We start from the raw sequence: 25,735 nt of genomic DNA, 5'->3' as shown, positions 1-25,735 counted from the left end.
ATTATCGAGTGATTAACTCATACCGTAAAAACCTGGGAAAAACAGCAAAGACGCCAACACAACAATCTGAATCGCGATGAATGGCATCACACCTTTGTAGATATCTCGCGTAGTAACCCCTGCTGGAGCGACACCTTTTAGATAGAACAAACTAAAGCCAAATGGCGGTGTGAGGAACGACGTCTGCAAGTTCATCGCAATAAGAATCGCAAACCACGTCATATTAATGCCCATCAATTCAGCGACTGGCGCAATAATTGGCACGATGATAAAACAGATTTCAACGAAGTCGATAAAGAAACCTAAAATCAGAATCACCACCATGGTAATAATAAGGAATCCCCACTTTTCACCCGGCAGTTCTAACATCCACTCTTCAACTAAATAATCACCACCAGTGTAGGTAAATGCCATTGAAAAGGCGGTCGCACCAAGTAAGATCGCAAAGACCATTGCGGTTACTTTAACTGTCTCTTTTGATGCATCATAAATCATCGACCAACTAAACTGCTTATACAATAGCGATAAAATAATCGCACCTGCACCACCCAGTGCCGCTGACTCTGTTGGTGTTGCAATCCCTGCAAAGATGGAGCCCAATACCACGATGATCAATGCTAAAGGTGGCAATACAGCTTTCAGTGCGGTGAGCACTTCTTGTTTACGACTGATCGACTCATCACGCTCTATCGCCTGTGCGGCTTGAGGGTTCAACTTCGCGTAGATGAGAATATAGATCACATAGGCGCCAACAAGTGTAATACCGGGCCAGATCGCAGCTTGAAATAGGTCCCCTACCGGTACGCCAAGTACATCACCCAACAAGATCAACACGATAGAAGGTGGGATAATTTGGCCCAACGTGCCAGACGCACAAATAGTCCCACACGCTAAACCTTTGTCGTAATTGTACTTGAGCATCACAGGAAGAGATATTAAGCCCATCGCAACAACTGATGCGCCTACCACACCCGTTGAAGCTGCAAGCAATGCGCCAACTAACACGGTAGAAATAGCGATACCACCGCGAACGCCACCGAACAAACGCCCCATTGATTCTAGTAGCTGTTCAGCAAGCTTCGTTTTCTGTAGCACTAGCCCCATAAAAACGAACAGCGGTACGGCCATTAGCACCGTATTTTCCATAATGGACTGAATTCGATATGGCATAAAAGCAAACATCTCGATGCCTTCAGCCCAAACACCAAAAATCAGCGCGATACCACCAAAAGTAAAGGCAACGGGAAATCCCAATAGAAGCGCAAAGAGCGCAACAAAAAACATCACTATACCGATCATAATGACTTCCTTTTACGACTTACCGTTATTACCGGCATAGATGAGATGAGGGTTGACAATTTTGTTGATTGAATGAAGTAACAATCCAATACCACTCACCGCCATAAAGAAAAATGACAGCGGAATCATCGCTTTGATAATCCAACGATATGGTAAGCCACCTGGGTCACCAGACGTCTCGCCTAACGCGTAACTTTCCTTAGCGAAATCAACACCAAACCAAGCTACCAGTAGGCAAAAAGGGAATAAGAAAAATAGTGTGCCTATGATGTCGATGATGGATTGTGCTTTGTAAGATAAGCGTTCATAAAAAATGTCGACGCGAACATGGCCACCGGACTTAATTGCGTAAGGCACACCAAGCAAGAACACGGCAGAGAATAGATGCCATTCCATTTCTTGGAATGCGATAGACACATCATTAAACACGTAACGCATGACAACGTCGTACACAACGTTTGCTAACAACAAAATAAACAGGATGCTGGATAACCATCCGAGAAAATCGCTAAAGCGGTTAAATAATCGCTCAATATAAATAAGACTTCTCATTCCGAACTCCGTGGAACGTTTAGATGCGCTCCGCTATGGTGCGGAGCATTCATTATGAAGTTTTCTTGGGCTTCGATAGCAGGCTAAACCTCTCGGCATCGCCTGCTTCACAACGTTATTGTTGAGCTTGACTGTTTAAGTACGCTCGGTGCGAAATATCTGACCATGGTCGAACTTGATTCATATAGTTCGCTTGCGACTCTTGAATCTCTTTCGCCAAAGCATCTTTTTCTGCATGTTCTTTCAACAAACGATCGTTTGCTTCTCTCAACGCAGCTACTACTTCAGGTGGGAAATCTTTTACTTCAACACTTGGGTATTCAGACTTAATAGATGCCCAGTTTTTGCCGCTTTCGTGTTTCGATTGCGTGTACATATCGTAAGCGGCCGTTTTCATGGCTACTTGCAAAATCGCTTTTAGATCATCAGGTAGACGGTTCCAGGTGCGCTTGTTAACGAGGAACTGAAGCTCAGTCGCTGGCTCATGCCAACCTGTGTAGTAGTAAGGAGCGATTTTGTGGAAGCCCATACGTAGATCCAGCGATGGACCAACCCATTCCAAGGCATCAATTGTGCGACGCTCTAGAGAAGTATATAGCTCACCAGGGGCGATATTCGTTGGCTTGGCACCTAACTCAGCCAAAATCTCACCAGCAAACCCTGGGATACGCATTTTCAAACCCTGTAAGTCCTCGACGGACTTGATCTCTTTTTGGAACCACCCGCCCATCTGAGTATCGGTATTACCGCCAGGGAAAGACATCAAGTTATGTGGAGAGTACACTTTTTCCATCAGCTCCATACCACCGCCGTAGTAAAACCATGCATACTGCTCGGTTGGCAACATACCGAAGGGCATAGAAGTGAAGTAAAGTGTGTTTGGAACCTTACCCTTCCAGTAATAAGACGCTGAGTGACCCATGTCATACTGACCCGACTTAACCATATCAAACACCCCAAAAGGCGCTTTATGCTTGTTTGCGGAATCAATGCGGATTTGCAAACGTCCGTTGGACATCTCTTCCGCCATTTTGGCCATGTTTTTTGTGGTATCACCAAAAATTGGGAAATTAGGCCCCCAAGTTTCAGCAAGCTTTAAACGATAGACTTTTTCAGCAGCGTTTACAGAAGTCGCTGCGAGTGCCATCGCGGCAGCGACAGCGGTTGTTTTGAGCACTCGTTTTAAAGATTTTTGGATTAGACTCATCGTTCACGTCCTTTATCACCAAGGTTATTGTTGTCATCCATTTCATTAGGATTGGCTGTATTCGGTATAAAAGATGTAACAATGTTGTCTAATGCGAAATGGGCATGAACACGGAAGCGAGTGATTCATCAATAAGGCATTAGCCTAAGGTATTACGTACAAGTACGTAGGAAAACCATCATGACAAAAGACTAATAATAGCAAAATCAATAAATTATATTTTTATCTATGAATAAAAATAAAAGACAATACTTACGTATTTTTCTGCCAAAAAATTTACATAGTATTTAAGAAAATGTGACAAACCACTTATTGGTAGTGTTAAAGTCAGTACTTAATGCATTATTTCCAATACCAAGATAAAAAAATACCTCGGCATCAGCCGAGGTATTCAATCTAGAACGGTAGCGGTAATTAAACTGCTTTGTAGATAACTTTGTTACCTGCTAACTGCTCTTTTTGAACTAGGTTTTCTTCAAGAAGCTTCTTTAGTGCGCCAGTAGCCCATGATGCCGCTTTAGTATCTTCTTGACCTGCAGCTAGACCGATGCCTTTAGGGTTAATACCTTCAGCATTCGCAATAACGATGTCTAATACTTGTTGTTGCTTAGGAGTAAGGGCAACATCAACTGTTTTCACTGCAGCTACTTTTTTATCAGCTACTACTTTCTCCGCAACAGCTTTTTCAGCAACAGAAGGTGCTACTGCTTTTTCCGCAACAGGCTTCACTGCTTTAGGTGCTGCAGCTAAGTTTGCTACTGTCGCTTTAATGCGTTTTTGCAGTTTCATCTGCACTTTACGCTTATGAGCAAGTCTCATTGAATATTTCTCCAGTTCACTGCATCTCAGCAGGGATGAAAATTTGAAGCGCGTTTTATACCAAAATTCACAAGCAATTTGTAGGTTTTAGCGGCGAAACGCGATGAAAAATGCGCTCAAAGCATAGAACGTCTACTATTTAATCAGATATTTTATGAACGGATTTATTGAATACTGGGTATAAAAACAGAGGTTTGTTTTATTTTGAATGCAAATCAATGCACATAAAGCTACCCACTTATTTTTGGACAAGTATTCGATGAGGTTATAAGCATGGAAACGCTGCACCTAACAAATTCACATTTCAAACCCGACTCCCCTATCAACAGAATACTTTTGTTGCTCGTTGCACTCATCACTTTGTTTTTGGTTGCCATTTCTCCGGGATGGAAGCAAGCCATGTTGTCGGTCATTTTGATGTCTGCAATCGTTGGTTTCGCCATCTTGATGATTAAGAAAAGCCAAGTCACTTTTACGCTGACAGCTTCTCACTTTCAGCAACACCTTTTTAAAGGAGGTTGGGTCGTCCGATGGCGAAATATTGAGTCAATCGGTATTTGTAGCTACCAACAGGAAGGGTGGCACCAACCGCTACCTTGGATCGGTATTCGTCTAAAACACTACTCACCCTACTTAAATTCAATCTGCCCTCGTATAGCGACAGAAATTCTCCTCAGCCAGCGAGCACTGCTTTACTTAGGCGCGAAACAAAATCAGTGTGAAGATAAGTTTGAGGATATGGTGCTTGACCCTAAACCGTATATAAACAGAGATGGGATTGAGTACAAAGGTTTGTTAGCGATGCTCGCCAACCGGATGAAGTATCAGAGAGGTTTCTACGGCTACGATCTATTTATATCAGCAAGTGATCTAGATCGTGAGGCTGAGGATTTTGTGGGACTGACTCGGCGATACTTAGCTGCCGCCGAGCCAGAATAATGCTTAGTACACGCACTTTTAGTAAAGCGGCATCTCGTCAGCAACGAACGGGTTAGTTTTACGCTCATGACCGAAAGTCGATTGAGGGCCGTGACCAGGGACAAACGTGACATCATTGCCTAAAGGCCACAATTTCTCTTTGATAGAGCTAATCAACGTATTGAAATCACCTTGTGGGAAGTCAGTTCGACCAATGCTACCGTTAAACAAAACGTCACCCACAAACGCTAAACGCGCTTCTTCACTGTAAAGCACAACGTGACCAGGTGTATGACCAGGTGTGTGGAATACGTTCAGAACTTGATTACCGAAAGTGACAGTGTCACCCTCATTTAGCCATTGGTGCGGTTCAAACGCTTCTGTCAGCGGGAAACCAAACATTTGGCTCTGACCTTCCAAACCTTGCAACCAGAAGTTATCTGCCTTGTGAGGACCAACAATCTCTGTACCGCCAAGCAGTGCAGACAGCGGCTCCGTGCCACCTACGTGGTCCAAGTGGCCGTGTGTTAGCACTAGGTTTACCACGTCAACACCCAGCTCTTTGATAAGCATAGCGAGCTGCTTTTCATCGCCGCCTGGGTCAACCACAATACCTTTCATGGTTTCGTCACACCAGACAATAGAACAGTTTTGAGAGAAAGATGTTACTGGAACAACTTGGTATTTCAGAGCCATAGATAACCTATACCGAATAAATTTGCATGAAAACTGCCGCAACTATGACACTAAGGCCTAGCGACTTCAAGCTTTGAACTGTGGGTAATCGACGACGTTCTGAGACTAGAAACCTTGTCTCAACTAGCACTACCAGGAACGAACAGCTCCCGTATCGATATGAACAAAGTTACTACCTGGATAATAACCCACGCCACCGGCTTTTAGGCTTAATGCAGCATCACGAACCGTTGAAAGCTTCACGCCGTCTAAACGAAAATCAATGGCCTTTCCTTCCATGTGCATGCTCTTTTTCGCTACACGAGAAGACCCGTTGCGCAGCGAGGCGTTAGTGGCAGGAGAACGGTAACCTGAAATGACGATCACCTCTGCTTCTGTACCAATTAACTTTTGAATTTGGCTTATTTGATCGAACAAGCGTCGATCCATCGGATGAACCTCATTCCGTCGATGGTCTCGACAAAACTCATTCAGCCTTTGAAGTTCATCATTAATGTATCGTTTTCCATCGAAATAGCATGTTTCGAGGATCTCTCCAGTATTAAGATTGTTCATCGCCAGCGCACGTGGCTCGTCAGGGAGTGAAGCCCAAGAAAATGATGGCAGGGCAGACGCCAACACCACACCACCAGCGGTCATTTTAAGGAAATCTCGGCGGGAAAAGTTACGACTTACCATTTCAAAATACAGTGCTCAACAACTAGACAAGTCGTGGACATTAACCAAACACATTTGTCACGTCAAATGCATAAAATGCTCCATCTTGATTTTCAGATGCAGTAATTGTTGATTAATTATTGAACGAAAAGAGAATTCTTCGTTTTGTAAATTTTCCTTAAAGATTTCAACTGCGGTGATCGTACTTATAGATATCATCACGGTAGTAAAGCGTTCCCTCTTCCAACCATGCTGTTTGATAAATGATGTGTACTTGAATGCGCTCTCCCAAAGGAACTGACGTGTTAGACCGACGAGAACTTTCTCGCTTTTTCGCTAAACGTTCTTCCAGCCCCTGAGTTTTGAACAGAAGTTCTGCTAACTGGTCTGCATGTTCTACACGAACACATCCTGAGCTGAATGCGCGTCTGTCCTGTTCAAACAAGTTCTTACTTGGCGTGTCATGCAAATAAATAGCTTGTGGGTTAGGCATATTGAACTTGTACAATCCCAGTGCATTTTGTAAGCCCGACGCCTGTCGCATACGATAAGGAAATGTTCTCGGATTCACCGTTGCCCAATTGATGGTTGTAGGGTCAATAATTTCGTTCGAAGTCCAAGACCGAATGATTTGAATGTTATGGTTAATCAAATACATCGGATTACGTTTTACTTTAGGAATAATGTCTTTAACCATGATAGTCCAAGGCACGTTCCAAGTTGGGTTGAGAATAACTGAATCCAATGCCACCGACATGATGGGTGTTTTTCTTGATGCTCTCCCTACCACAACTTTAGACTCAAACAAGGGTTGACCGTCATGCCAATACGTGACTTCGTATCCAGGCACGTTAACAAAGACAACATTATCCCTTTCTTTCGACCAAATTCTTGAACGCTCAGAATTCAACGCCAGCAGATGCAATCGCTCTTGAGGAGAAAAGTTGATCCATCGAATGGTATTCGGGCCGATAACGCCATCTTCTTTCAAACCATGAATACGCTGGAACTCTTTTATCGCAAGCTCTAATTGTTCGTCATATTCTTCAGTGACTAAATCCAAGTAAGAAACATCTACGCCTACGATCTCCATTCGCTCAATCAATAGGGGTCTGTTTTCTAATATATCGCCAACACGTGCTAGCCCAGTTTGTTGATAGGCAGGATATTGGTACTGAGAATGTTCCGATAGCGAAGAATAGGCGGAGTAGAAAGCATCATCTGTTTGTAATGGAGACCGGAGACTTGCCAAAAACTGACCAAGTTTGCCAACCGTAATCTCATTACTCAAAACCGATAAAGTATCGATGCTAGGAGCGGGTAACGTAACATGGGCTTTGTCTGTAAATAGCCAATTAATCCCTTCTTCGGGGAGTTGCTCAAGATAACTAAGGTACATCAAGAGTGAGTCTGTCATCACTAAATCGAAGTCGAGATTATCTCCCTGCCACCTTACTTGGTTTATCCGGTGAAGTTGATTTTCGAATTCGTCGGTGACATCCGCAAGAGCAACCAGGTTTACTTGAAAAAGAAACTGCTCAATATCACTTTCATTTTCCCAGTTCAAACGGTAATTGGTGCTTTGATACAGTTGATCAATCACCTCTGGATAATGGATCATTTTTTCTACAGACAGCTTTTGTACCGCTCCCTCTTGCTCGACTTGCGCTGAAGCTTCGAGAGAAACGACGGTGGAAAAGCTGCAAAACGGCACCAGAAGTGCCGTCATGATTAAAACCCTAGCAAACACTGAAATGATCCTTGCGCTACTTGCCATAATAAAAAGTATGGCAAATATCTCACAGCTTGCAGGTTTAAAATTAAGAATCTGATGCCGAAAACGACAACAAAACTCTCTATAAGTAATTACTCAATGATCTTTCTAGATAATTCTCGACCAATGGTTGTCCCATTGCACTCCGCTTGCGAAGGTACTTTTTGACTCCTCTGGTCTTTGCTCTACCACTTTTCCCGCCCCAGAGCTGACTCGGAACTCATCGCCATAGACCACAACACCAGAGGCGTCTGGTAACGCACTTAGCTCTACCAATTTGCCAGTAGATTTAGACCATATACCATAACAACTGCCCGGAGGCGAAGTGGCTAAGATCCATTCATCGGTTGCTGCAATACTCGCAACGTAGTGATTGAAACGCGCCCACTCTTCAGGTTCAGCTTGAAGATCTTGCATTTCACCACCACGTGTGTGCATGGCGATCAAGGCTGGATACTCATCCGGCTCACCACGATATTGCTGCCCACAAAGCACGGTTTCCGCACCATCATGGGCTAAGTGGCGAATACTCAACTTGTGATCCGGTAAAGAAACCTGATCCAGCAACGCACCATCTTGTGAAAGATAACTTAAGCTCGGTTTCATCGTTTCAAGGTTCAGTGGTTCACGGCCGTTGGTGTGTACGCCACCGACGCCAATCGCTAGTGCGCCGTCAGGCATCATGATCACTTCATGCGGGCCAAGGCCAAAACCTGTTAACTCATCGATTTTTTGATATTGCTTCTGCACATCATAAACACCAATGATCCCGCGACTTGTCCCCCTCTCCCCTTCTGTGGCAAATAGCAATGTGCCATCATGGGAGTAAACGCCATGCCCATAGAAATGGCGGTTTGGTTTTGCTAGCTGCAGTTTGATCATCTGCTCTGAGCGATAATCAAACACCATGAAGAAAGTACCTGGCCGACGACCAAAGACTACGGCGTGGCCTTGTTGGTTGGTTGCCACACCGTGACCACGCTCAGGAATCGGCAATGAAGATAGCGGTATACCATGCTCATCTGCCACCACCGCGGCGTATTTATCTCGGCCAATGATAGAGCAGCCGATCAACGCAGGCTCACGTGAGCTTGTTGAAGCACAACCAAATGGCATCATAGGTGTAGCCGCCCCGAATAGAGCGGCTTTCAGTAAGTTTCGGCGGGTTTGATCAGTCACCATCGGTTGCATTAAATCCTATAACCACGCCAAGCTCGATCGCCACTTCTTCGTGAATCAGGTACTTCAATTGCTCTAGCTTATTGTACTGAGCGAGCACCATGCGATAGCCTTCTTTTGTTTGTAGTGCAGCAAACAAGCTCTTATCTTCTGGCCAAGTTTCTAACGCCATTTCAAATTGATGAACAACACGGTCTGCGAGATCTGCATGGCCTTGCTCTCTAAGTAGCGCATCTAGACCATTTCCGTTAGCAAAGTACAACGCTTCCATCCCTTGAAGGTTGGCTTTTAGGTTTGAAAGCGAGGTCTCTGAACGCCACGATTCTGAGAAATACGGGCGAGGCTTACCAATCTTCGCTAGCGGTCGGCTCAACTTTTTCATGCTATATTCAAGCTGATTCGAAAGCAGTGAAATGTACTCAGATTCCCATTCTGTCACCTCTAGCGATTTCCAAGGGTTCTCTGCCCAAGAATCCGCAATGATCTGCGCTTTGTTATCGAGGTTTTCTGCAATCGAAACGCCTGTCGCACAGGTATTGCTGTTGCTAGATAAGGTCGACGCTTTATCGTAAAGCAGCCATTCCAATGCACCTAAACCTTGCACGGTGACACTTTGGGTGGAGATATCTTCTGCACTCCAAGCTTGATCAGATTTCGTCAGTACAGACATTTTACGACCAGTGGTGTTCTTTTTATCTGGCAAAAACTGAACATTCCAGCTTTGCTCCAACGCCGTAGCAGGGCCACGTTCTTGACCTTGTAATGCCATCCACGCAAGCATAGTTTGATGCCATTGCTGTTTTACTGGTGCATCATCTTTCGACTCTGATGCGCAGTAATCCGCGAAGCGCTGTTCAAGTTCTGTGGTTTGCGCTAAAAACGTCTGAGCTGATTGAAACTCAACCTCGTACACGCTTTGAGAAATATGACTTGTACTCTCAGGCTTGGCTGAGCTCGAACCGACGGTCGATTGGCAACCAACCAAACTTAACGTTGCGGCAATCGCACTCACTAACAGTGTTTTTTTCATGGTTGCTTCCTTATAGAGAGTTCAGAAACGCAATCAATGCGTCACGTTCTTTTTTGTTCAGTGCTAAGACGTTTTGTTTCGCTGTCTCCGCTTCGCCGCCGTGCCACAACACTGCTTCCATCAGGTTACGAGCGCGGCCATCATGTAGAAAGTAAGTGTGTCCGTTTACTTCTTCAGTATAACCAATGCCCCATAGCGGTGCCGTTCGCCATTCACGGCCGTTTGCTAAGTATTCCGGACGGTTATCGGCTAAGCCTTTACCCATGTCATGCAAAAGCATGTCTGTGTATGGGTGGATAAGCTGCTCAGAAAGCGCTGGTAACTCTGGTCGTTTCGCCGTTTTAACACTGGTCTTGTGGCAGCTTTCACAGCCAGACGCAGCAAAGATTTGCTGACCAAGTTTCACGTTAGGATCATTGACGTTACGGCGAATAGGTACGGCTAAGTGCTGGCTGTAAAACTCTACGAAGTCGAGAATATTTTCACTCACTTCAGGTTTGCCGCCATTTGGCATGTCGTCACAAATGCTTTGTTTCGAGGTACAGTTTTCATTTGGGAATAAATGGCTCGTAAGACCCACATCACCATTAAATGCTGCTGCATTTTGCTGCATTAGCGTCGGTTGTCCTGCTTTCCAGCCAAAGCGACCAATCGAGAAGTCGTCCTTCTCAATATCCCACACCTTATTGACTTTGCCTGAGATACCGTCTTTGTCGGCATCTTGTTCATCAGCCCAAGCAAGTAGCGTTTCGTCGGGAATACTCTCTAACAAACCAAGGCCGATCATTGGCGGTGCCACGCGTGCTGAGAACTCGGTATCAGGGTGCATATCGCCGTAACCCAGATCGGTAATGTTCAAATGAGGTTTTCTTAGCGTCACCGTCGTACCGTCTTTAAATTTCACTGGGACATCGGTGTAAGTGATTTCGATTTTGCCTTCTGGCGTTTGATCTTGCAGGGCGAAATCTTGAAGCTGGCCACCATAAGTCGGCTCAGGTATGCCGCCATCTTTGATGTAAGCTTTCTTTTGTTCTGGCGTCATCGCAGGAATGCTTAAGCGCACTAACATAGACACGGCATGTAAATCATCTTTCTCTGGCGGATGACCACGACCGTCTTTGATGTGACAATTCTGACAACCATTGGTGTTAAAAAGCGGGCCTAAGCCATCACGAGCGTCCGTTGACGCTGGCGCTTGTACCCAAGGGTTGCGGAAAAAGCTGTTACCGACGCTAAAATCGAGGCGTTTGCTCATTGGCAAGTTAGCAGCAGGAAGAGAATAGGCATTCGCGCCGTCTTTTTTAACACTGGTTTTGCCACCAGACTTAACATCATAAGCCATGGCAGAAGAAGAAAGGATCGCGGCTAGCGCAGAAATTAGGTATGGCTTCATATCATTGCTCTACATAGACAACAAGGGTGATAACAACGAGCTCAAACGTCAAAAGGGCTCACAAAGAGCCCTTATTTATTATGGTTTTCTTATTAAAACTCGTGGTCAGCAGTATCAGGGCTTAGGCTGTCGATGCCGACAATGCTTGCCGCGCGCTCAATCGCTCCGGTTTGTGCTACCAACGACATGATGGTGTCGTTTACTAGCGCGTTGCCTTGTGCGTTACCCGCTGCAATAAGTTGGTCAAAGTGCTGGTTGTTCTTCTCTGCAGAAGTCACTAGCTCACCAACTTGGCTACGTGTTGTATCAAACTGCTTTTGAATTTCGGTCGCTGCTTTCTTGTCTTTTTGAGCAACAAGGTCAGCGATACTTGGACCAGATAGCTCTTTGCCGTTTACACCTTTGTATGTACCTGTGTAAACGTTGTAGATGCCTTGCTCATTGTAGTAGTGGGAGTTGTGCGTGTTGTCTGAGAAACAATCGTGCTCGTCTTCTGTTGAGTTCGCTTCCAGTGCTACCTTCATGCGCTCACCCGCTAGCTCACCTAGAGAAAGAGAACCCATGCCGAATAGCATCTTACGTAGACCATTGTCTGCTGAGTCGTTCAGTAGCTCTTCACGGTAGTTACCTTTCACTTCAGCAGACCACTGCTTTTCCATCCACTCAAGGTCTTGAACCAGTAGATCAGCGGCTGCTTTTAGGTACTCTCCACGACGATCACAATGGCCATTCGTACACTCAGAACCCACAACGAAATCAGTGTAAGCGCGTTGACCTGCACCCGCGTTAGTACCGTTTAGGTCTTGACCCCAAAGTAAGAATTCAATCGCGTGGTAACCTGATGCAACGTTTGCCTCAGAACCACCTACTTCGTTTAGATCCGCTAGCAATTCTGGAGTGATTTTTGAAACGTCCAGTTTAGAAGCACCGATCTGTAGGCTAGTGTTCGCGATGATGTTGGCAGCAGCGCCCTCGTTACCCAATTCGTATTGGTAATCAGCCGCTACGTAGTCAATCAAACCTTCATCAAGTGGCCATGCGTTCAGCTGACCTTCCCAATCATCAACAATCGCGTTACCAAAACGGAAAACTTCAGACTGTTGGTAAGGAACGCGAGAATCGAGCCAAGCTTGTTTTACTTCTTCAAGCTTTTTCGCTGATGGTGATTGTAGAAATTCGTCGATTTTTACGTCAAGCGCTTTCGCTGTTGTTACTGAATCAGCAAACACAGCATGGGCAACGTCCGCGTAATGTTCGACTACTTGTTGTTTAGTTACTGTGGCAGCAACGGTAGAACCACTGGCAATGAGGAGTGATGCAGCAATAGATTGGACTAAAACTTTTTTTGCATTCATCTGAAGCATCCTTGTTGAGCTTTTCAATTATCGTATTGGTAGTGCTAATTATTCTTATTTGCACTTTAGTCTCGAGATAATACAAATTTACAATTTATTTGCAACTCCAGATACAAAAAAACCTCATAAAAATGAGGTTTTTCACAGACTTTATTGTCAGTTTTATCTTTAGGATTAAACCTTTAGGTCATGTTTTCCGTGAGAGACTTTTGCCTTCAGATAATTTTCGTTGCCATCTTTGATATGTGCAGAGGTATTGACAACCTCGCCAATTTCAATTCCGTACTCAGATAACTCACGGATTTTCTTAGGGTTGTTCGTCACAAGGCGGATCTTATTCACGCCTAAAGCTTCTAGCATTTGTGCTGCTTCTGTGAAATCACGCAGGTCATCATCAAAGCCCAAATGGTTGTTAGCTTCGTACGTGTTCATGCCCTGGCTTTGTAAGCGGTATGCATCGATCTTATTGTACAAACCAATACCACGACCTTCCTGACGGAGATACAAGATGATACCACCGGACTCGCCCATGCGATTGATCGTCTCTTCTAGTTGCTCACCACAGTCACAGCGTGAAGAGTGGAACACATCGCCTGTCAAACACTCAGAGTGCATACGAACTAAAGGCATGTCCTGAGTTTGGTCCGCTTGTTTAAAGATAATAGCAACATGCTCTTTGTCTGTCTTCAGACCATGGAAAGACAGAATTTCGGCATCAATGTTACTTTTTGCCCCGACTTTAAAATCTACTCTGGCACGTACTTCCGCCATATCTATACTCACTCGATTTATTGCTTGATGCGCTTGGTGCGTTTTCGTTATTGCATTCATGGGATTTACTCGTTGCTCTTCAACTATGGGGACTGATACCGCATTTTGCAATATAGAGATCACAATTGAGGGCAGTTATCCACTCAAGACAGCAAAAGAGAAACACTCTCCAACTGAACAATTGTTATATTATAACAATTTAAAAAAACTACAATAAAAAACCCCAGACAAATTTTGTCTGGGGTTTCAAGAAGGTCGTTTGGTCTATCTTTTAATGGGTCTGACTGCGCTTCCAAACGGCGAGTTCAATCCAAACTGCTTCGAGTTCTTGGATTTCCTCGTCGGTCAACACGGCGAGCGTTGAAGTAACTTGAGGCAGGTTCGGTGATTGCAATGCACGAATCTGCGAATAGAAGTCTTTTTTAAGTTGTAATATAACTGAATCCACTGCGTGCACCTATTTCGTTCTTTTATTACTTATCCAGCTCAAAATTTTTATTTTCTTTATACTGGAAACTTCATAAATTCGGAAAAATGATAACATTCTGCTTGTTAAGTGCACAATTTATTTTTAATAGTGGAATAACGGTCACATTAATTACGCTTCACCATTCGGATCGAATATAAGACAAAAAAGATCAAAAATAGCACAGGAAAGATCCACAACAGCGCCGTGGAATAATTTAATGGTGGTTGATACAGAACAATATTCCCATAACGAGCAACTAGATAGTCCTTTATTTCTTGATCTGAGCTGCCTTCATTGGCCATCGTATACACTTTCAACCTCAGGTCTTTAGCCGCTTGTGCATTAGACTCGACAAGGTTTTGGTTTTGACACTGCGGGCAGCGTAAGGTCTTGGCTAACGAGGTTGCACGCTGTTGCACTTCAACAGAATGAAATTCAAACAGATCAACATTCTGTTCTATATCCGCACTTCTCGTGAAAGGAGAAAATAGTATAAATAGGATTAAAGTGAGGAGAAGATTATTAAATCGAAACATTCAAGTATCCTGAAAATATATCGTTCCATTTATCTGCCGTTAGCTCCCCACGATATTTGATCAATATACGACCATTTTGATCAATCAAGTAAGTTTCCGGCGTTCCTATAACACCTAGCTCCACAGCGAGCTTTCCATTAGGGTCACTAATTACTTCAATATATGGGTTTCGTTTAGAGCTCAAATATTCACGGGCAGCTTGTTTTTGATCTCTATAATTCAGCCCAATAATAGGCACACCGAGTTCTGCTAACTGCAATAACTCTTCATGCTCTCGCTTGCATACCCCGCACCAAGATGCCCAAACATTCAATAATTTATATCCGTCGCTTTTGAACAATTGCTCAGAAACTATGTCATCAGAGATCAGAGAAGTAGAGCGAAAATTAGGTGTCTCTAAATTTCGTTGTGGGGACAATTCGACATGTGGTCGCTCAGACAAGGCCACCGCAGTAACTACAGCAAACACGGCAACAGCCACAACGAGACCTGCGAGTTTAAGCGTATTTCTCGATCGCATTGATAGCCTCTCTCCTTTTCTTTAGGCCTGTTAATAGCGCACCAAACACAGCTAATAGCCCGCCAGACCATATCCACCAAATACCTGCGCGGTACTGAACTTTAATCGCATAAGCATGAGTGTCGACTTTATCACCCAATGTCACGTAATAATCGCCATGCCATAGTGAACGAATCGCGGGCTCGGTCATATTCATCACTCGCACAGGGTAATGACGCTTTTGCGGGTTGAAATTGAGCATGCGGCCATCTTCCAAGTGCAAGGTGATCTGTCCTTGTTCCGCGGTGTAGTTTGGCCCCACCAGCCATTCGATACCATGATAATCGATAGTGATCCCCGCCCTTTGTTGAGAACTGCCGGGTTCGACACGTAAATTATGTTCATATGAGTAGTGACTGTTGAATACAGCTCCACTCACCGCCAGCGCAAAACCGATATGTGCCATCACGATTGGCATGAGTTTGCGCTTATTGGAACAACGAAACAGCATAACGAGATGCGCCACAATCACCCAAGTAGCCAATATTATGGTTAGCAATACTTCGAAATGCAGTACGTTCACTGAGAACATAAACCCGATCCCAGAGACTATAGATAACGCAATACTAATCGCGATATCAGTGCTTCCACTCGGAACTGCGCCTTTTGTCCATTTCAGCACTGGCATGAATGCTAAGGCAATCAGAGCCAGTATGCTTAATGGAAAGGTCAGACTATTAAAGTAAGGTGCGCCAACCGAAATGTTCCCTAAGCCGAGCAGTTGATAAACCATCGGATAAAAAGTGCCAAGAAAAACGATGGCAGTCGCAATAACCAGCAGCCCTTTGGCGATATAAGCAGTGTAAGCTTGGCTCGCTAGAGATTGAAGTTTGAAACGAGGGAGTTGTTCTCCTCGCAAAATCAATACGCCAAAAGTGATGATGACAAGCAAGCTCAATACACCAAGCAGCACTAAACCTTTAGTTGGGTCCACCGCAAAAGCGTGCACTGAAGTCAGCACGCCAGAGCGCACCACGAATGTCCCTAAAATGCTTAGGTTGAACGTAGCAAACGCCAGTGCATAGGTGCTCCAAATTGCGCCTCTGTTACGTGTTGCGACAACACCGCTGTGCAACAAAGCAGTACCAGTAAGCCAAGGGAGTAGAGAAGCGTTCTCCACAGGGTCCCAAAACCACCAGCCGCCCCACCCTAGCTCATTGTACGCCCACCATGATCCCACCAAGATACCCAACGTGAGCGTTCCCCATGCAAAAAACGCTGCGCTTCGAGCAACCACATACCAATCGCTCATCGGTTGTTTACCCAATAGGGCTGCTAATGCAAAAGCTAATATTGCAGCGTAACCGACATAACCGAGATAAAGCAATGGTGGATGAATGATAAGCCCAACATCTTGCAACATTGGGTTTAGATCTCGTCCTTCCGACGCCAATACTTGGGCATACTCGAACGGGTTAGAGGTCATTAACGTGAACCAAGCAAATGTCGCAATAAGAACGTTCATGATTCCTAAACAGTCACAAGTATATTGGGCGTTGAGCGGTGACTTAAATGCAATAAACGACGCCCATAAACTCAAGGTGACGACCCAAAACAACATGGAGCCTTGGTGCCCGCCCCAAGCGGCAGCAATCTTGAATGCTACGGGGAGTTGACTGTTGGAATGCGTAACAACATATTCCAACGCGAAGTTGTCTTGCACGAAGCAGACGATCAGAAGTGCTAAACAAATGAAGGAAGCTAAGCTAATGATGTGGGACATCGCGACTTGATGCGGCAATGTCGCCTTCTTACTCATAGCACGACGTAGCCAATGCAGCAACGATGCACAAGTCGATGTTACAGCCACCAATATCAGTAAGAAGAACCCTAGCTCAGCCTCCATTTTTCCCCCTTACACTATGGTCATTTGACCGGCATAGAGAATGAAAGTACGCAGCATAAGTACGCCAACCAAGCTCAACGTCGTGACCACAAAAACGTAACTGCCTTTGTGGCGCACTTCTGAAGGCGTTAACCAATTGAGAGTCAAAGGCGTTATCATGCCGATGAACACTACGCCAACCCAGAACCATTGAGCCCAGAATCCACTCGAAATAGCATTCCAAGCCGCGACTTCGTTCTGACCACCGCTGAAGATCAGTCCAGTAAAGAATGTCACTAAGACAAACAACTCAAACAACACTACTGGGCGTTCAAATCCGTGCACCCAAGACACACTTGGGCTGCAGGTCGACTCTTTAAACACCAAGATGCCGAACATCAAGCATGCTGCTGCGCCCGAGGACAAACTAGAGAACAGGAACAAGATTGGCAGTACTGGATTGTTTAGCATTGGGTAAGTCTTCAACGCAGACAATAGAAAGCCAGTGTACGCTGCAAGCACGATGGCTAAGAAGCCCAAGAACAATTCAATTGCGTTGTTGGCTTTCCCCGCCTTAATCAAAATGCCATCGGCAAAATCCAGCAGTTTGCTTGGTAACTTCCCTTCACAGAAGCTGATGATTTGATGGCGGAAGATAACGCCAATCCAAACAAACAACACGATCATGTACACTTGGAACAAGATCACGCCCATCGACATCACAGACGTTGGGTTGTAGTAGATCATGATCTTCCAAAACTCTAAAGGCTTGGTTAAATGGAAAATCAAAATTACCAACCCAGCAATGATGCCAAATGGCGCAAGCCAAGCCATCGCTTTCATGATGCCGTTGTTTGCGGGATCACCTTCAATCACTTTGCGTTTTAAATAGATAGAAATCATCACCGCACCTGCTGACATCCCAGCAAGGAATAAGTAAATCGCGATGATCCAATCCCAGACTAACGAGTCAAAGTGGAATGCACTTTCGAAGCCGTTCATGATGACACCTCCCCTTTGCTATGCGGAATTTTGTACAGTTTAGGTTGCGTACCTAAATGCGATTTATCGCGATAGACAACATGGCTTTCGATAGCTTTGCTCACCTCGCTAGTTGGGTCATTCAAATCACCAAAGATGAGTGCTTTTGTTGGGCAAGATTCCACGCAAGCTGGCTGCTTACCTTGCGCTAGGTTGGTATCACGGCAGAAGTTACATTTATCCGCAGAGTGATCGACTGGATTAAAGAAGCGCACTTGGTAAGGGCAAGCGGCAAGGCAATAACCACATCCGACACATTTCTCTTTGTGCACATCCACGATGCCGGTCGCTTCATCTTTGTATGCAGCGCCTGTTGGACAAACGTACACACATGGTGGGTTATCACAGTGCTGACAGGATTCGCGAGTAAACTGGTATTCCACATCTGGAAATTCGCCAATCGGTTCACTGCGATGAATTTTAAGTCGCGTTACGCCTTCAGGGACTTTATTTACTTCGCGACAAGCATCGGTACAAGCGGTACAGCCAATACAGGCATTTTCATCATGAACCATACCCATGCGTTTCGCTTGTTCACTGTTGCTGGCATAGAGAGAGGAGCTAACAACGGAAGTGCCTGCAACGCCTGTAGTTAAAATCAACGCGCCGCTGCCGGCTAAAAAGTTTCTTCTCGAACATTTCATGCTATCTCTCCTCTTCTTTGGCAAGTTCAGGTTCGACGGCAAATTCAGAGTGACAATCCACACACTGCTTGATCAGTTGTTTTCTGTCGTACGACAACGCTTTGGTTTTCGCTGCGTGTACATCGTGGCAATTTGAACAAGTGAGGTTTTTGGCGTGCACATCGTGCGTCCAGTGGCTTTCTCTCAGCTGTGTCGGTGCGTGGCAATCCACACATTGGCCGTTGGCTTTAAGAATCATGCTTGGATCAAGGAACACTTTGTCGTGTACCTCTTTCGATTGCGCGGCAGAAAACTTAATCACATCAGGCGCACCTTCACGATGGTCGGGACCAATGTTGCTATGGCAATTGGTGCAATTAAGTTGCTTCCCTTGGCTGAGTAGAGCTTGCGGGTCATGCGAAAGGTTCAGAGTCTCTTTTGCATCCTTATGACATTGCAGACACTTGTAGTCACGGTCACGGATCAACTCGACTTGATGACGCTCAGCTTGAGCACCTTCAATCGGCTCTGAAGAAGTCGCATGGGCGGCGATGGAGAAACCATAGATGGCAAAGACGAAGAGAAGTTTCAGCATTGTCTCTATGGTCAATTTTAGATTGCCCATATTGTTCTTTCCTTAGCTCGATAATAATTGATAACTATTCTCAATTATTTATTTGAGCGACAATTAATTTCCTCTGAAGATATTTTTTAGATCTTCAAATGACATCAATTCTTATTTCGGAAAGCCACAACGCTAAACCTATATTTATAATACCTCTATTATTCATAAGGGGTAGAAACGCCTGCTCAAAAAGCGAACTAAATCACCCTATTTTTAAAAAGGTTAAAAACCCAAAGCATTGCAGAACAATGACTTAACAACTACCACTTTAGAGGTATATAAATTCAAACATGACTGAGATCACTGGTGTAAATTGATCTAAAACAAGACAAGATTCACTCACTATTTCATCTATCCAATTAAGCAATATTATTAATCGTAGATCTCCAGTTCTTATTTGGAATAGCTCCTCACAACGCTGCTAATAAAAACGAATATGGAGATAACACTGTGAGCATAAAACACTGGATGAGCGCACCTATTGCGGTTGCGACCTTATTCGCCAGCCAATTATTTTTGGTTGGCGCTCCGTTAGCGGCAGAAGAGAAGGATTTTATCGATCCTCGAAATGACGCCTTTGAACAGAACCATCCCGACCAATACCACTCTTGGAAAGCAACATCCGAAAGTGAGCACATAGAAGATGCTCTAAGTGAAGACCCAAACATGGTTATCCTGTGGGCAGGTTATGGCTTCGCGAAAGACTACAACAAAGCGCGCGGTCACTTTTACGCACTTGATGATGTTCGCCAAACCTTACGTACTGGCGCACCAACCGACGAGAAGTCCGGGCCTATGCCGATGGCGTGCTGGAGCTGTAAAAGCCCAGACGTTGCTCGCGTGATTGATGAACGTGGTGAAGACGGTTATTTCGAAGGTAAATGGGCACGCTTAGGCTCAGAAATCGTCAACCCTATCGGTTGTTCCGATTGCCACAACACGGGCTCTGAAGCCTTCAAGAAAGGCGAACCCGCGCTGGCACTGACTCGCCCATACGTCGAGCGTGCTTTTGATACTATTGGTAAAAACTTTGATGAACAGTCTCGCCTAGATAAGCAAGCATCGGTCTGCGCTCAATGTCACGTTGAATACTACTTCACCGGCCCAACTAAAGCGGTTAAATTCCCATGGGATATGGGCACCACCGTTAATGACATGGAGAAATACTACGACGCGTTGAATTTCAAAGATTGGACGCATGCCGTATCTAACGCGCCGATGCTAAAAGCACAACACCCGGGTTTCGAAACTTGGAGAGCGGGTATTCATGGTAAAAACAAAGTGGTGTGTGTGGACTGCCACATGCCTAAAGTGACCAAAGAAGACGGTACGGTGTACACAGACCACAAAGTGGGTAACCCATTTGATCGTTTTGAAGACACCTGTGCGCAATGCCATACCCAAACTAAAGAGCAGCTACAAGGCATCGTCTCGACTCGCAAAGCGCAAGTACTGAACATGAAGCTAACCGCCGAGAAGCAAATCGTAGCGGCACACTTTGAAGCAGGCGCAGCGTGGAAAGCAGGTGCAACAGAAGCAGAGATGGAACCTATCCTACAAGATATTCGCCATGCACAATGGCGTTGGGACTACGCGATTGCTTCTCACGGTGTCCACATGCATGCTCCTGAGGTAGCACTAGAAGTACTTGGTACTGCAGTTGACCGCGCTGCTGACGCCCGTACCAAGTTGGTTCGCTTACTGGCAACCAAAGGCATTACTGACCCTGTTCAAATTCCAGATATCTCGACCAAAGCGAAAGCACAGCAAGCACTGGGCATGGATATGGATAAGATGAACGCAGACAAGAAACACTTCCTAGAAACGGTGGCACCAGAATGGGATAAAGCAGCAGCTGAACGCGAAGCCACATATTAGTCTAACTTGCAGAGGTTAGTTTATAGATACAACAAGGGGCGTACTGAACGCCCCTTTTCTTTCTTTATTATCTTTATCTCTTCATCCTGATTCTATCGAGAGACAAAAATCGAATGTACTAGCGACGAGGAAGCCTAGGTCTAGGTTGAATATTTGGACGTGCTTTAGGTATCTGCACATTTGGACGAGCAACTGGACGCTGGATCTTCGTTTCCGGTAATGCTTTTCTTTGTTGAACCTTTTCTTTCACCGCCTTGCCTTGTAAAGTCGCTGGTTCAATATGCTCCGGACGATTCTCCCATTGGGTTCGAATCTCTTGCTTTTGCTCGTCAGGCTGTGATTGCCAATGATCGTCAAGTTGGCGTTTCATGTTATCGATATTGGCGGACATATCGTCGTCTTTCCAATCTTCGACTTTGTCTTTGATGGATTGCTGTTGGTCTTCATCTAAACCATTCCACCACTCTTCCAGTTTCTCTTTGTATTCATCGTCGTTATCGCAACAGCCCGGATAGTAATAAATCCAGTAGTCGTCATGATCGTACCACCACGGGTCGTAGTAACCCGATGAATAATAAACCGTAGAGGAAGAGCCAGAATGATCGGAAGAGCTACAACCCGCCAGCACAGAGCCGCACAGCAAAACCAATATGCTTAGTGCTTTATTTTTCATTCGTTGCCCACCTTTCTCTCTATTGCTTGTTAAATTGTACGCTTACAATAGCTCTTTTGCTTTGTTAATAGAGTTAATGATTTGCACCCTATCTAAATTTGGATCATTAGAATCTAATAATATTACCCAGGCATCAATCGCTTCCTGAAATCGGAATGACAGAAAATGATCATTTGCGATCAAAGACAAAGCGGCTTCATTGTGCGGTTCTATCTGCAAAGCTTGCTCCAAAAGCAAGCTAACTTCTTGCGTCATTGATTGCTGGTGAATGTAGTACAAGGTCGTCGCTTTTGCGGCAAGTTGCGTGGCACTGACTGGCTCAGTCAGTTGGATCGCGTAATCAAAACAAATCAGCGCGCCATCAAATTCCCCCTCTAGCAGGTAGCCCTGCCCGAGTTGGAACCACAATTCAGCGTTGTTCGGATCTTCACGCAACTGGTCTTGAATCTCTTTCATGATGTCACGAGCAGTCATCATTCGTGACATTTCCGCTTGTATTGATTTAGGCGGAGTTTGATGCAGCAATAAGAAACTGGCACTCGTCACGACAAGTACTAACAGGCAAAAGCCAAACCATTGAGCAGGTTTAACTTTTGATGCACTCAGTGATAAGAGTACGATAAACAGCCCCATCAGAGTGATGGCAGCGAAAAACCAAACAGACATAACACGTCCTGTAAACAAAGATAACGTCAGTGTACGCATTTCTTACTTTAAATGCGTTGATACAGATACAAAAAAGCCGAGCAACTAAGGCTCGGCTTTTCATATCAGGATAACGATGTAAGATTACTCTTCGTTACCTTCCTCTGCATCATCAGCAGCTGGAGCGTCTTGCTGCGTATTTTCGTCTGTTGACTCTAACGCTTCTGCATCTTCATCAGCAGGCAGCTCTTCATCATCAACTTCTTCAATACGTTGCAAACCAACAACTGATTCATCTTCCGCAGTACGGATAAGCGTTACACCTTGTGTGTTACGACCAACTTGGCTAACTTCACCCACACGAGTACGTACTAACGTGCCAGCGTCGGTGATCATCATCATTTCATCACCTTCAACAACCTGGATAGCACCAACTACCGGGCCATTTCGCTCAGAAACTTTGATAGAAACTACACCTTGAGTGCCACGACCTTTTGTCGGGTACTCGCTAAGTGCTGTGCGTTTACCATAACCGTTTTCTGTAACCGTTAGGATGTCGCCTTCGTGCGAAGGAACAATAAGTGATACAACTTGGTCATTTTCAGCCAGTTTCATACCACGAACACCAGAGGCGGTACGACCCATAGGACGAACACCTTTAAACTTGATCTCTGGCTGACCATTCTCATCAAGAACTGGTTTACCATTTTCATCAAGTACTGGAATCTCTTCTGCTTCTTTAAAGCGAACCACTTTACCCGCTTTAGAGAACAGCATGATTTCATTTTCGCCGTTAGTGATATCCACACCGATTAACGAATCGTCTTCACGTAGGTTCACAGCGATTAGGCCGTTTGAACGTACGTTTGCAAACTGGTTCAACGGCGTTTTCTTAACCGTACCGTCACCTGTTGCCATGAAGATGAATTTGTCTTCAGAGAATTCATCAACACGTAGAATCGCGGTAATGCGCTCACCTTCTTCGAGTGGAAGGATGTTCACAATTGGCTTACCACGCGCAGTACGGCTCGCTAGAGGCAATTGGTAAACTTTCAGGCGGTATGTTTTACCACGAGTAGAGAAACACAAGATGTTATCGTGGGTATTCGCCACTAGAAGACGCTCGATATGGTCTTCATCTTTCATCTTAGTCGCACTCTTGCCTTTACCACCACGGCGCTGTGACTCGTAGTCGCTCAGTACTTGGTACTTAACGTAACCACCGTGAGATAGAGTAACCACAACGTCTTCACGTGCGATCAGCTCTTCCATGTCAATATCATGGCTCGCAGCTGTGATTTCTGTACGACGAGCGTCACCAAAGCCGTCACGAACCGCTTCAAGTTCTTCACGGATCACTTCCATCAAACGCTCAGTGCTCGCAAGGATATGCATGAGTTCAGCGATTTCTTCTAGAAGTGTTTTGTATTCGCCAAGAATCTTCTCGTGTTCTAGACCTGTTAGTTTATGTAAACGTAGATCTAGGATAGCTTGTGCTTGTTGCTCAGTCAGGAAGTACTGACCATCACGAATACCGTATTCAGGCTCTAGCCATTCAGGGCGCGCAGCATCTGTACCAGCACGCTCTAGCATTGCTGAAACGTTGCCTAAATCCCAACCACGAGCGATAAGACCCGCTTTTGCTTCAGCCGGTGTAGGTGCCTTACGGATAAGCTCAATAATTTCATCAATGTTAGCAAGCGCTAGAGCTAAACCTTCAAGGATATGAGCACGTTCACGCGCTTTACGCAGTTCGAAAATAGTACGGCGTGTCACAACTTCACGACGGTGATCAACAAAGCACTTCAACATATCTTTTAGGTTGAATAGCTGTGGCTGGCCATTGTTTAGGGCCACCATGTTGATACCGAAAGTGGTTTGCAGCTGAGTCTGAGCGTAAAGGTTGTTTAGAACTACTTCGCCCACAGCATCGCGCTTACACTCAATAACAATGCGCATACCGTCTTTATCTGACTCGTCGCGCAGTGCACTGATACCTTCTACTTTCTTATCTTTAACTAGCTCAGCGATCTTTTCGATCAAGCGAGCTTTGTTCACCTGGTAAGGAATTTCAGTGACGATAATGGTCTCTTTACCATTCTTCTCCACTTCGATGTCCGCTTTCGAACGCATGTAGATTTTGCCGCGACCTGTTTTGTACGCGTCTACAATGCCTTTACGACCGCTGATAAGCGCCGCCGTTGGGAAATCAGGACCAGGAATGTAATCCATTAGTTCATCAATAGTGATTTCTTCATTATTGATGTATGCAAGACAGCCATCAATCACTTCGCCAAGGTTATGAGGCGGGATGTTGGTTGCCATACCTACTGCGATACCAGAAGCACCGTTAACCAATAGGTTTGGAATTTTAGTTGGAAGAACCGCTGGGATCTGCTCAGTACCGTCGTAGTTTGGTACGTAGTCTACGGTTTCTTTGTCTAGGTCAGCCAATAGTTCATGGGCAATTTTTGCCATTCGAACTTCGGTGTAACGCATTGCCGCAGCAGAGTCGCCATCGATCGAGCCAAAGTTACCTTGACCATCGACCAGCATGTAACGAAGCGAGAACGGCTGAGCCATACGTACGATTGTGTCGTACACAGCACTATCACCGTGTGGGTGATATTTACCGATTACGTCGCCGACAACACGGGCTGATTTTTTATATGGTTTGTTCCAATCGTTGCCTAGTACGTTCATCGCGAATAAAACGCGGCGGTGTACTGGTTTTAGGCCATCACGCACATCTGGAAGAGCACGACCCACGATGACTGACATCGCATAGTCTAGGTATGAACCTCTAAGCTCATCTTCAATGTTTACGGGCGTGATCTCTTTAGCTAAATCGCTCATAGAGCCATTATCCCTCTATTATCTGATCGTAATTACGATACGTGTAAGGTGCAAAAATATAACACACAATTCATCACTTCGGCATCACTTTCCCTCTCCTTTTATCAGGTTGTGAGCTTGGTTATGAATCAAATGTCGAGAATTTGCACACTCATCCCATATCTTTCTGATTAGTGGTTATATTTCGGTCAATATTGAGCAAAATCGGACCCTTTACGCGGAAAAGCGAGGTAAATTCCTTTAACCACACAACGCGAAAATGCAGGTTTTAGAGTTATTGTCACTGGCACCAGTTCAAGGATGAAGCAAAAACAATAGTTAGCGCTTTACAAATTACAGGCACCTGTCTCGATTG

The 25,735-nt window shown here is 45.0% G+C and carries 24 protein-coding genes; 2 read left to right on the top strand and 22 right to left on the bottom strand.

Translation table 11 applies throughout. From position 1 onward, the window contains the following. Window positions 1–12: 12 nt before the first annotated feature. The 4 genes from R7P69_RS19715 to R7P69_RS19700 form a co-directional block, all read right to left on the bottom strand. On the bottom strand, window positions 13–1,299 hold the full coding sequence (locus tag R7P69_RS19715; protein WP_005376871.1) for a TRAP transporter large permease: 1,287 nt from the start codon (window positions 1,297–1,299) through the stop codon (window positions 13–15). Window positions 1,300–1,311: 12 nt separating this feature from the next. Beyond that, window positions 1,312–1,851: a TRAP transporter small permease subunit gene (locus tag R7P69_RS19710; RefSeq protein WP_053306570.1), complete on the bottom strand. Its 540-nt coding sequence runs from the start codon at window positions 1,849–1,851 to the stop codon at window positions 1,312–1,314. A 115-nt stretch (window positions 1,852–1,966) separates the two neighbouring features. Then, window positions 1,967–3,058, bottom strand: coding sequence for a TRAP transporter substrate-binding protein (locus R7P69_RS19705; protein WP_182039495.1), 1,092 nt, complete (start codon window positions 3,056–3,058; stop codon window positions 1,967–1,969). A 414-nt stretch (window positions 3,059–3,472) separates the two neighbouring features. After that, a complete protein-coding gene (locus R7P69_RS19700) occupies window positions 3,473–3,877 on the bottom strand; it encodes a hypothetical protein (protein WP_047103233.1) in 405 nt (134 codons plus the stop codon). 273 nt (window positions 3,878–4,150) lie between these two features. Here R7P69_RS19700 and R7P69_RS19695 point away from each other — a divergent pair, with 273 nt between their 5' ends. Next, the gene (locus tag R7P69_RS19695) at window positions 4,151–4,816 is read left to right on the top strand and encodes a DUF2982 domain-containing protein (protein ID WP_005376857.1); all 666 of its coding nucleotides are present in this window, start codon (window positions 4,151–4,153) and stop codon (window positions 4,814–4,816) included. Between the two features lie 18 nt (window positions 4,817–4,834). Here the strand turns inward: R7P69_RS19695 and R7P69_RS19690 are convergent, their stop codons facing one another. The 15 genes from R7P69_RS19690 to nrfB form a co-directional block, all read right to left on the bottom strand. After that, window positions 4,835–5,491: an MBL fold metallo-hydrolase gene (locus R7P69_RS19690; protein WP_005376855.1), complete on the bottom strand. Its 657-nt coding sequence runs from the start codon at window positions 5,489–5,491 to the stop codon at window positions 4,835–4,837. 129 nt (window positions 5,492–5,620) lie between these two features. Further along, complete coding sequence (locus R7P69_RS19685; protein ID WP_031778936.1) at window positions 5,621–6,169, bottom strand: DUF882 domain-containing protein; 549 nt, start codon at window positions 6,167–6,169, stop codon at window positions 5,621–5,623. A 166-nt stretch (window positions 6,170–6,335) separates the two neighbouring features. After that, window positions 6,336–7,877, bottom strand: a complete 1,542-nt coding sequence (locus tag R7P69_RS19680) for a L,D-transpeptidase family protein (protein WP_005376852.1) — start codon at window positions 7,875–7,877, stop codon at window positions 6,336–6,338. Window positions 7,878–8,030: 153 nt separating this feature from the next. Continuing rightward, window positions 8,031–9,113, bottom strand: coding sequence for a DUF1513 domain-containing protein (locus R7P69_RS19675; protein WP_225474044.1), 1,083 nt, complete (start codon window positions 9,111–9,113; stop codon window positions 8,031–8,033). Further along, entirely contained in the window at window positions 9,094–10,131 is a 1,038-nt protein-coding gene (locus R7P69_RS19670) for an imelysin family protein (protein ID WP_318121657.1), read from the bottom strand. The genes R7P69_RS19675 and R7P69_RS19670 overlap by 20 nt, the downstream gene beginning before the upstream one ends. 10 nt (window positions 10,132–10,141) lie before the next feature. Further along, window positions 10,142–11,524 (bottom strand): di-heme oxidoredictase family protein, encoded by a 1,383-nt coding sequence (locus R7P69_RS19665; protein ID WP_005376848.1) that lies wholly within the window; start codon window positions 11,522–11,524, stop codon window positions 10,142–10,144. Window positions 11,525–11,616: 92 nt separating this feature from the next. Continuing rightward, window positions 11,617–12,879: an imelysin family protein gene (locus R7P69_RS19660; RefSeq protein WP_005376847.1), complete on the bottom strand. Its 1,263-nt coding sequence runs from the start codon at window positions 12,877–12,879 to the stop codon at window positions 11,617–11,619. 174 nt (window positions 12,880–13,053) lie between these two features. Further along, window positions 13,054–13,650 carry a GTP cyclohydrolase II gene (locus R7P69_RS19655; protein WP_025767283.1) on the bottom strand — a complete coding sequence of 199 codons (597 nt, stop codon included), beginning with the start codon at window positions 13,648–13,650 and terminating at the stop codon, window positions 13,054–13,056. Window positions 13,651–13,921: 271 nt separating this feature from the next. Next, the gene (locus tag R7P69_RS19650; RefSeq protein WP_020480909.1) at window positions 13,922–14,098 is read right to left on the bottom strand and encodes a hypothetical protein; all 177 of its coding nucleotides are present in this window, start codon (window positions 14,096–14,098) and stop codon (window positions 13,922–13,924) included. Between the two features lie 146 nt (window positions 14,099–14,244). Further along, on the bottom strand, window positions 14,245–14,655 hold the full coding sequence (gene nrfF, locus R7P69_RS19645) for a heme lyase NrfEFG subunit NrfF (protein WP_025767282.1): 411 nt from the start codon (window positions 14,653–14,655) through the stop codon (window positions 14,245–14,247). Next, window positions 14,642–15,175 carry a DsbE family thiol:disulfide interchange protein gene (locus R7P69_RS19640; RefSeq protein ID WP_054577026.1) on the bottom strand — a complete coding sequence of 178 codons (534 nt, stop codon included), beginning with the start codon at window positions 15,173–15,175 and terminating at the stop codon, window positions 14,642–14,644. The genes nrfF and R7P69_RS19640 overlap by 14 nt, the downstream gene beginning before the upstream one ends. Further along, window positions 15,153–17,060, bottom strand: coding sequence for a heme lyase CcmF/NrfE family subunit (locus R7P69_RS19635; RefSeq protein WP_053306574.1), 1,908 nt, complete (start codon window positions 17,058–17,060; stop codon window positions 15,153–15,155). The genes R7P69_RS19640 and R7P69_RS19635 overlap by 23 nt, the downstream gene beginning before the upstream one ends. 9 nt (window positions 17,061–17,069) lie before the next feature. Next, window positions 17,070–18,041 carry a cytochrome c nitrite reductase subunit NrfD gene (gene nrfD / locus R7P69_RS19630; RefSeq protein WP_238952022.1) on the bottom strand — a complete coding sequence of 324 codons (972 nt, stop codon included), beginning with the start codon at window positions 18,039–18,041 and terminating at the stop codon, window positions 17,070–17,072. Continuing rightward, the gene (gene nrfC, locus R7P69_RS19625) at window positions 18,038–18,724 is read right to left on the bottom strand and encodes a cytochrome c nitrite reductase Fe-S protein (protein ID WP_017636123.1); all 687 of its coding nucleotides are present in this window, start codon (window positions 18,722–18,724) and stop codon (window positions 18,038–18,040) included. The genes nrfD and nrfC overlap by 4 nt, the downstream gene beginning before the upstream one ends. A gap of 1 nt (window position 18,725) precedes the next feature. After that, window positions 18,726–19,328, bottom strand: coding sequence for a cytochrome c nitrite reductase pentaheme subunit (gene nrfB / locus R7P69_RS19620; protein WP_238952023.1), 603 nt, complete (start codon window positions 19,326–19,328; stop codon window positions 18,726–18,728). 450 nt (window positions 19,329–19,778) lie between these two features. On the opposite strand from nrfB, the gene nrfA reads away from it, so the two are divergent. Then, the gene (nrfA, locus tag R7P69_RS19615; RefSeq protein ID WP_031778935.1) at window positions 19,779–21,206 is read left to right on the top strand and encodes an ammonia-forming nitrite reductase cytochrome c552 subunit; all 1,428 of its coding nucleotides are present in this window, start codon (window positions 19,779–19,781) and stop codon (window positions 21,204–21,206) included. A gap of 118 nt (window positions 21,207–21,324) precedes the next feature. On the opposite strand, the gene R7P69_RS19610 is transcribed toward nrfA, so the two are convergent. The 3 genes from R7P69_RS19610 to gyrA all read right to left on the bottom strand — a co-directional run bounded on the left by R7P69_RS19610 (window position 21,325) and on the right by gyrA (window position 25,380). Next, window positions 21,325–21,879: a hypothetical protein gene (locus R7P69_RS19610; RefSeq protein WP_318121655.1), complete on the bottom strand. Its 555-nt coding sequence runs from the start codon at window positions 21,877–21,879 to the stop codon at window positions 21,325–21,327. Between the two features lie 42 nt (window positions 21,880–21,921). Further along, entirely contained in the window at window positions 21,922–22,545 is a 624-nt protein-coding gene (locus R7P69_RS19605; protein WP_193838085.1) for a tetratricopeptide repeat protein, read from the bottom strand. 123 nt (window positions 22,546–22,668) lie between these two features. Beyond that, window positions 22,669–25,380 carry a DNA topoisomerase (ATP-hydrolyzing) subunit A gene (gyrA, locus tag R7P69_RS19600; RefSeq protein WP_017636128.1) on the bottom strand — a complete coding sequence of 904 codons (2,712 nt, stop codon included), beginning with the start codon at window positions 25,378–25,380 and terminating at the stop codon, window positions 22,669–22,671. Window positions 25,381–25,735: the final 355 nt, after the last annotated feature.

The organism is Vibrio sp. 661 (assembly GCF_033339315.1).
GTDB lineage: Bacteria > Pseudomonadota > Gammaproteobacteria > Enterobacterales > Vibrionaceae > Vibrio > Vibrio alginolyticus.
The sequence above is the reverse complement of the archived record's forward strand: the minus strand, read 5'-3'. Positions and strand labels throughout refer to the sequence as shown.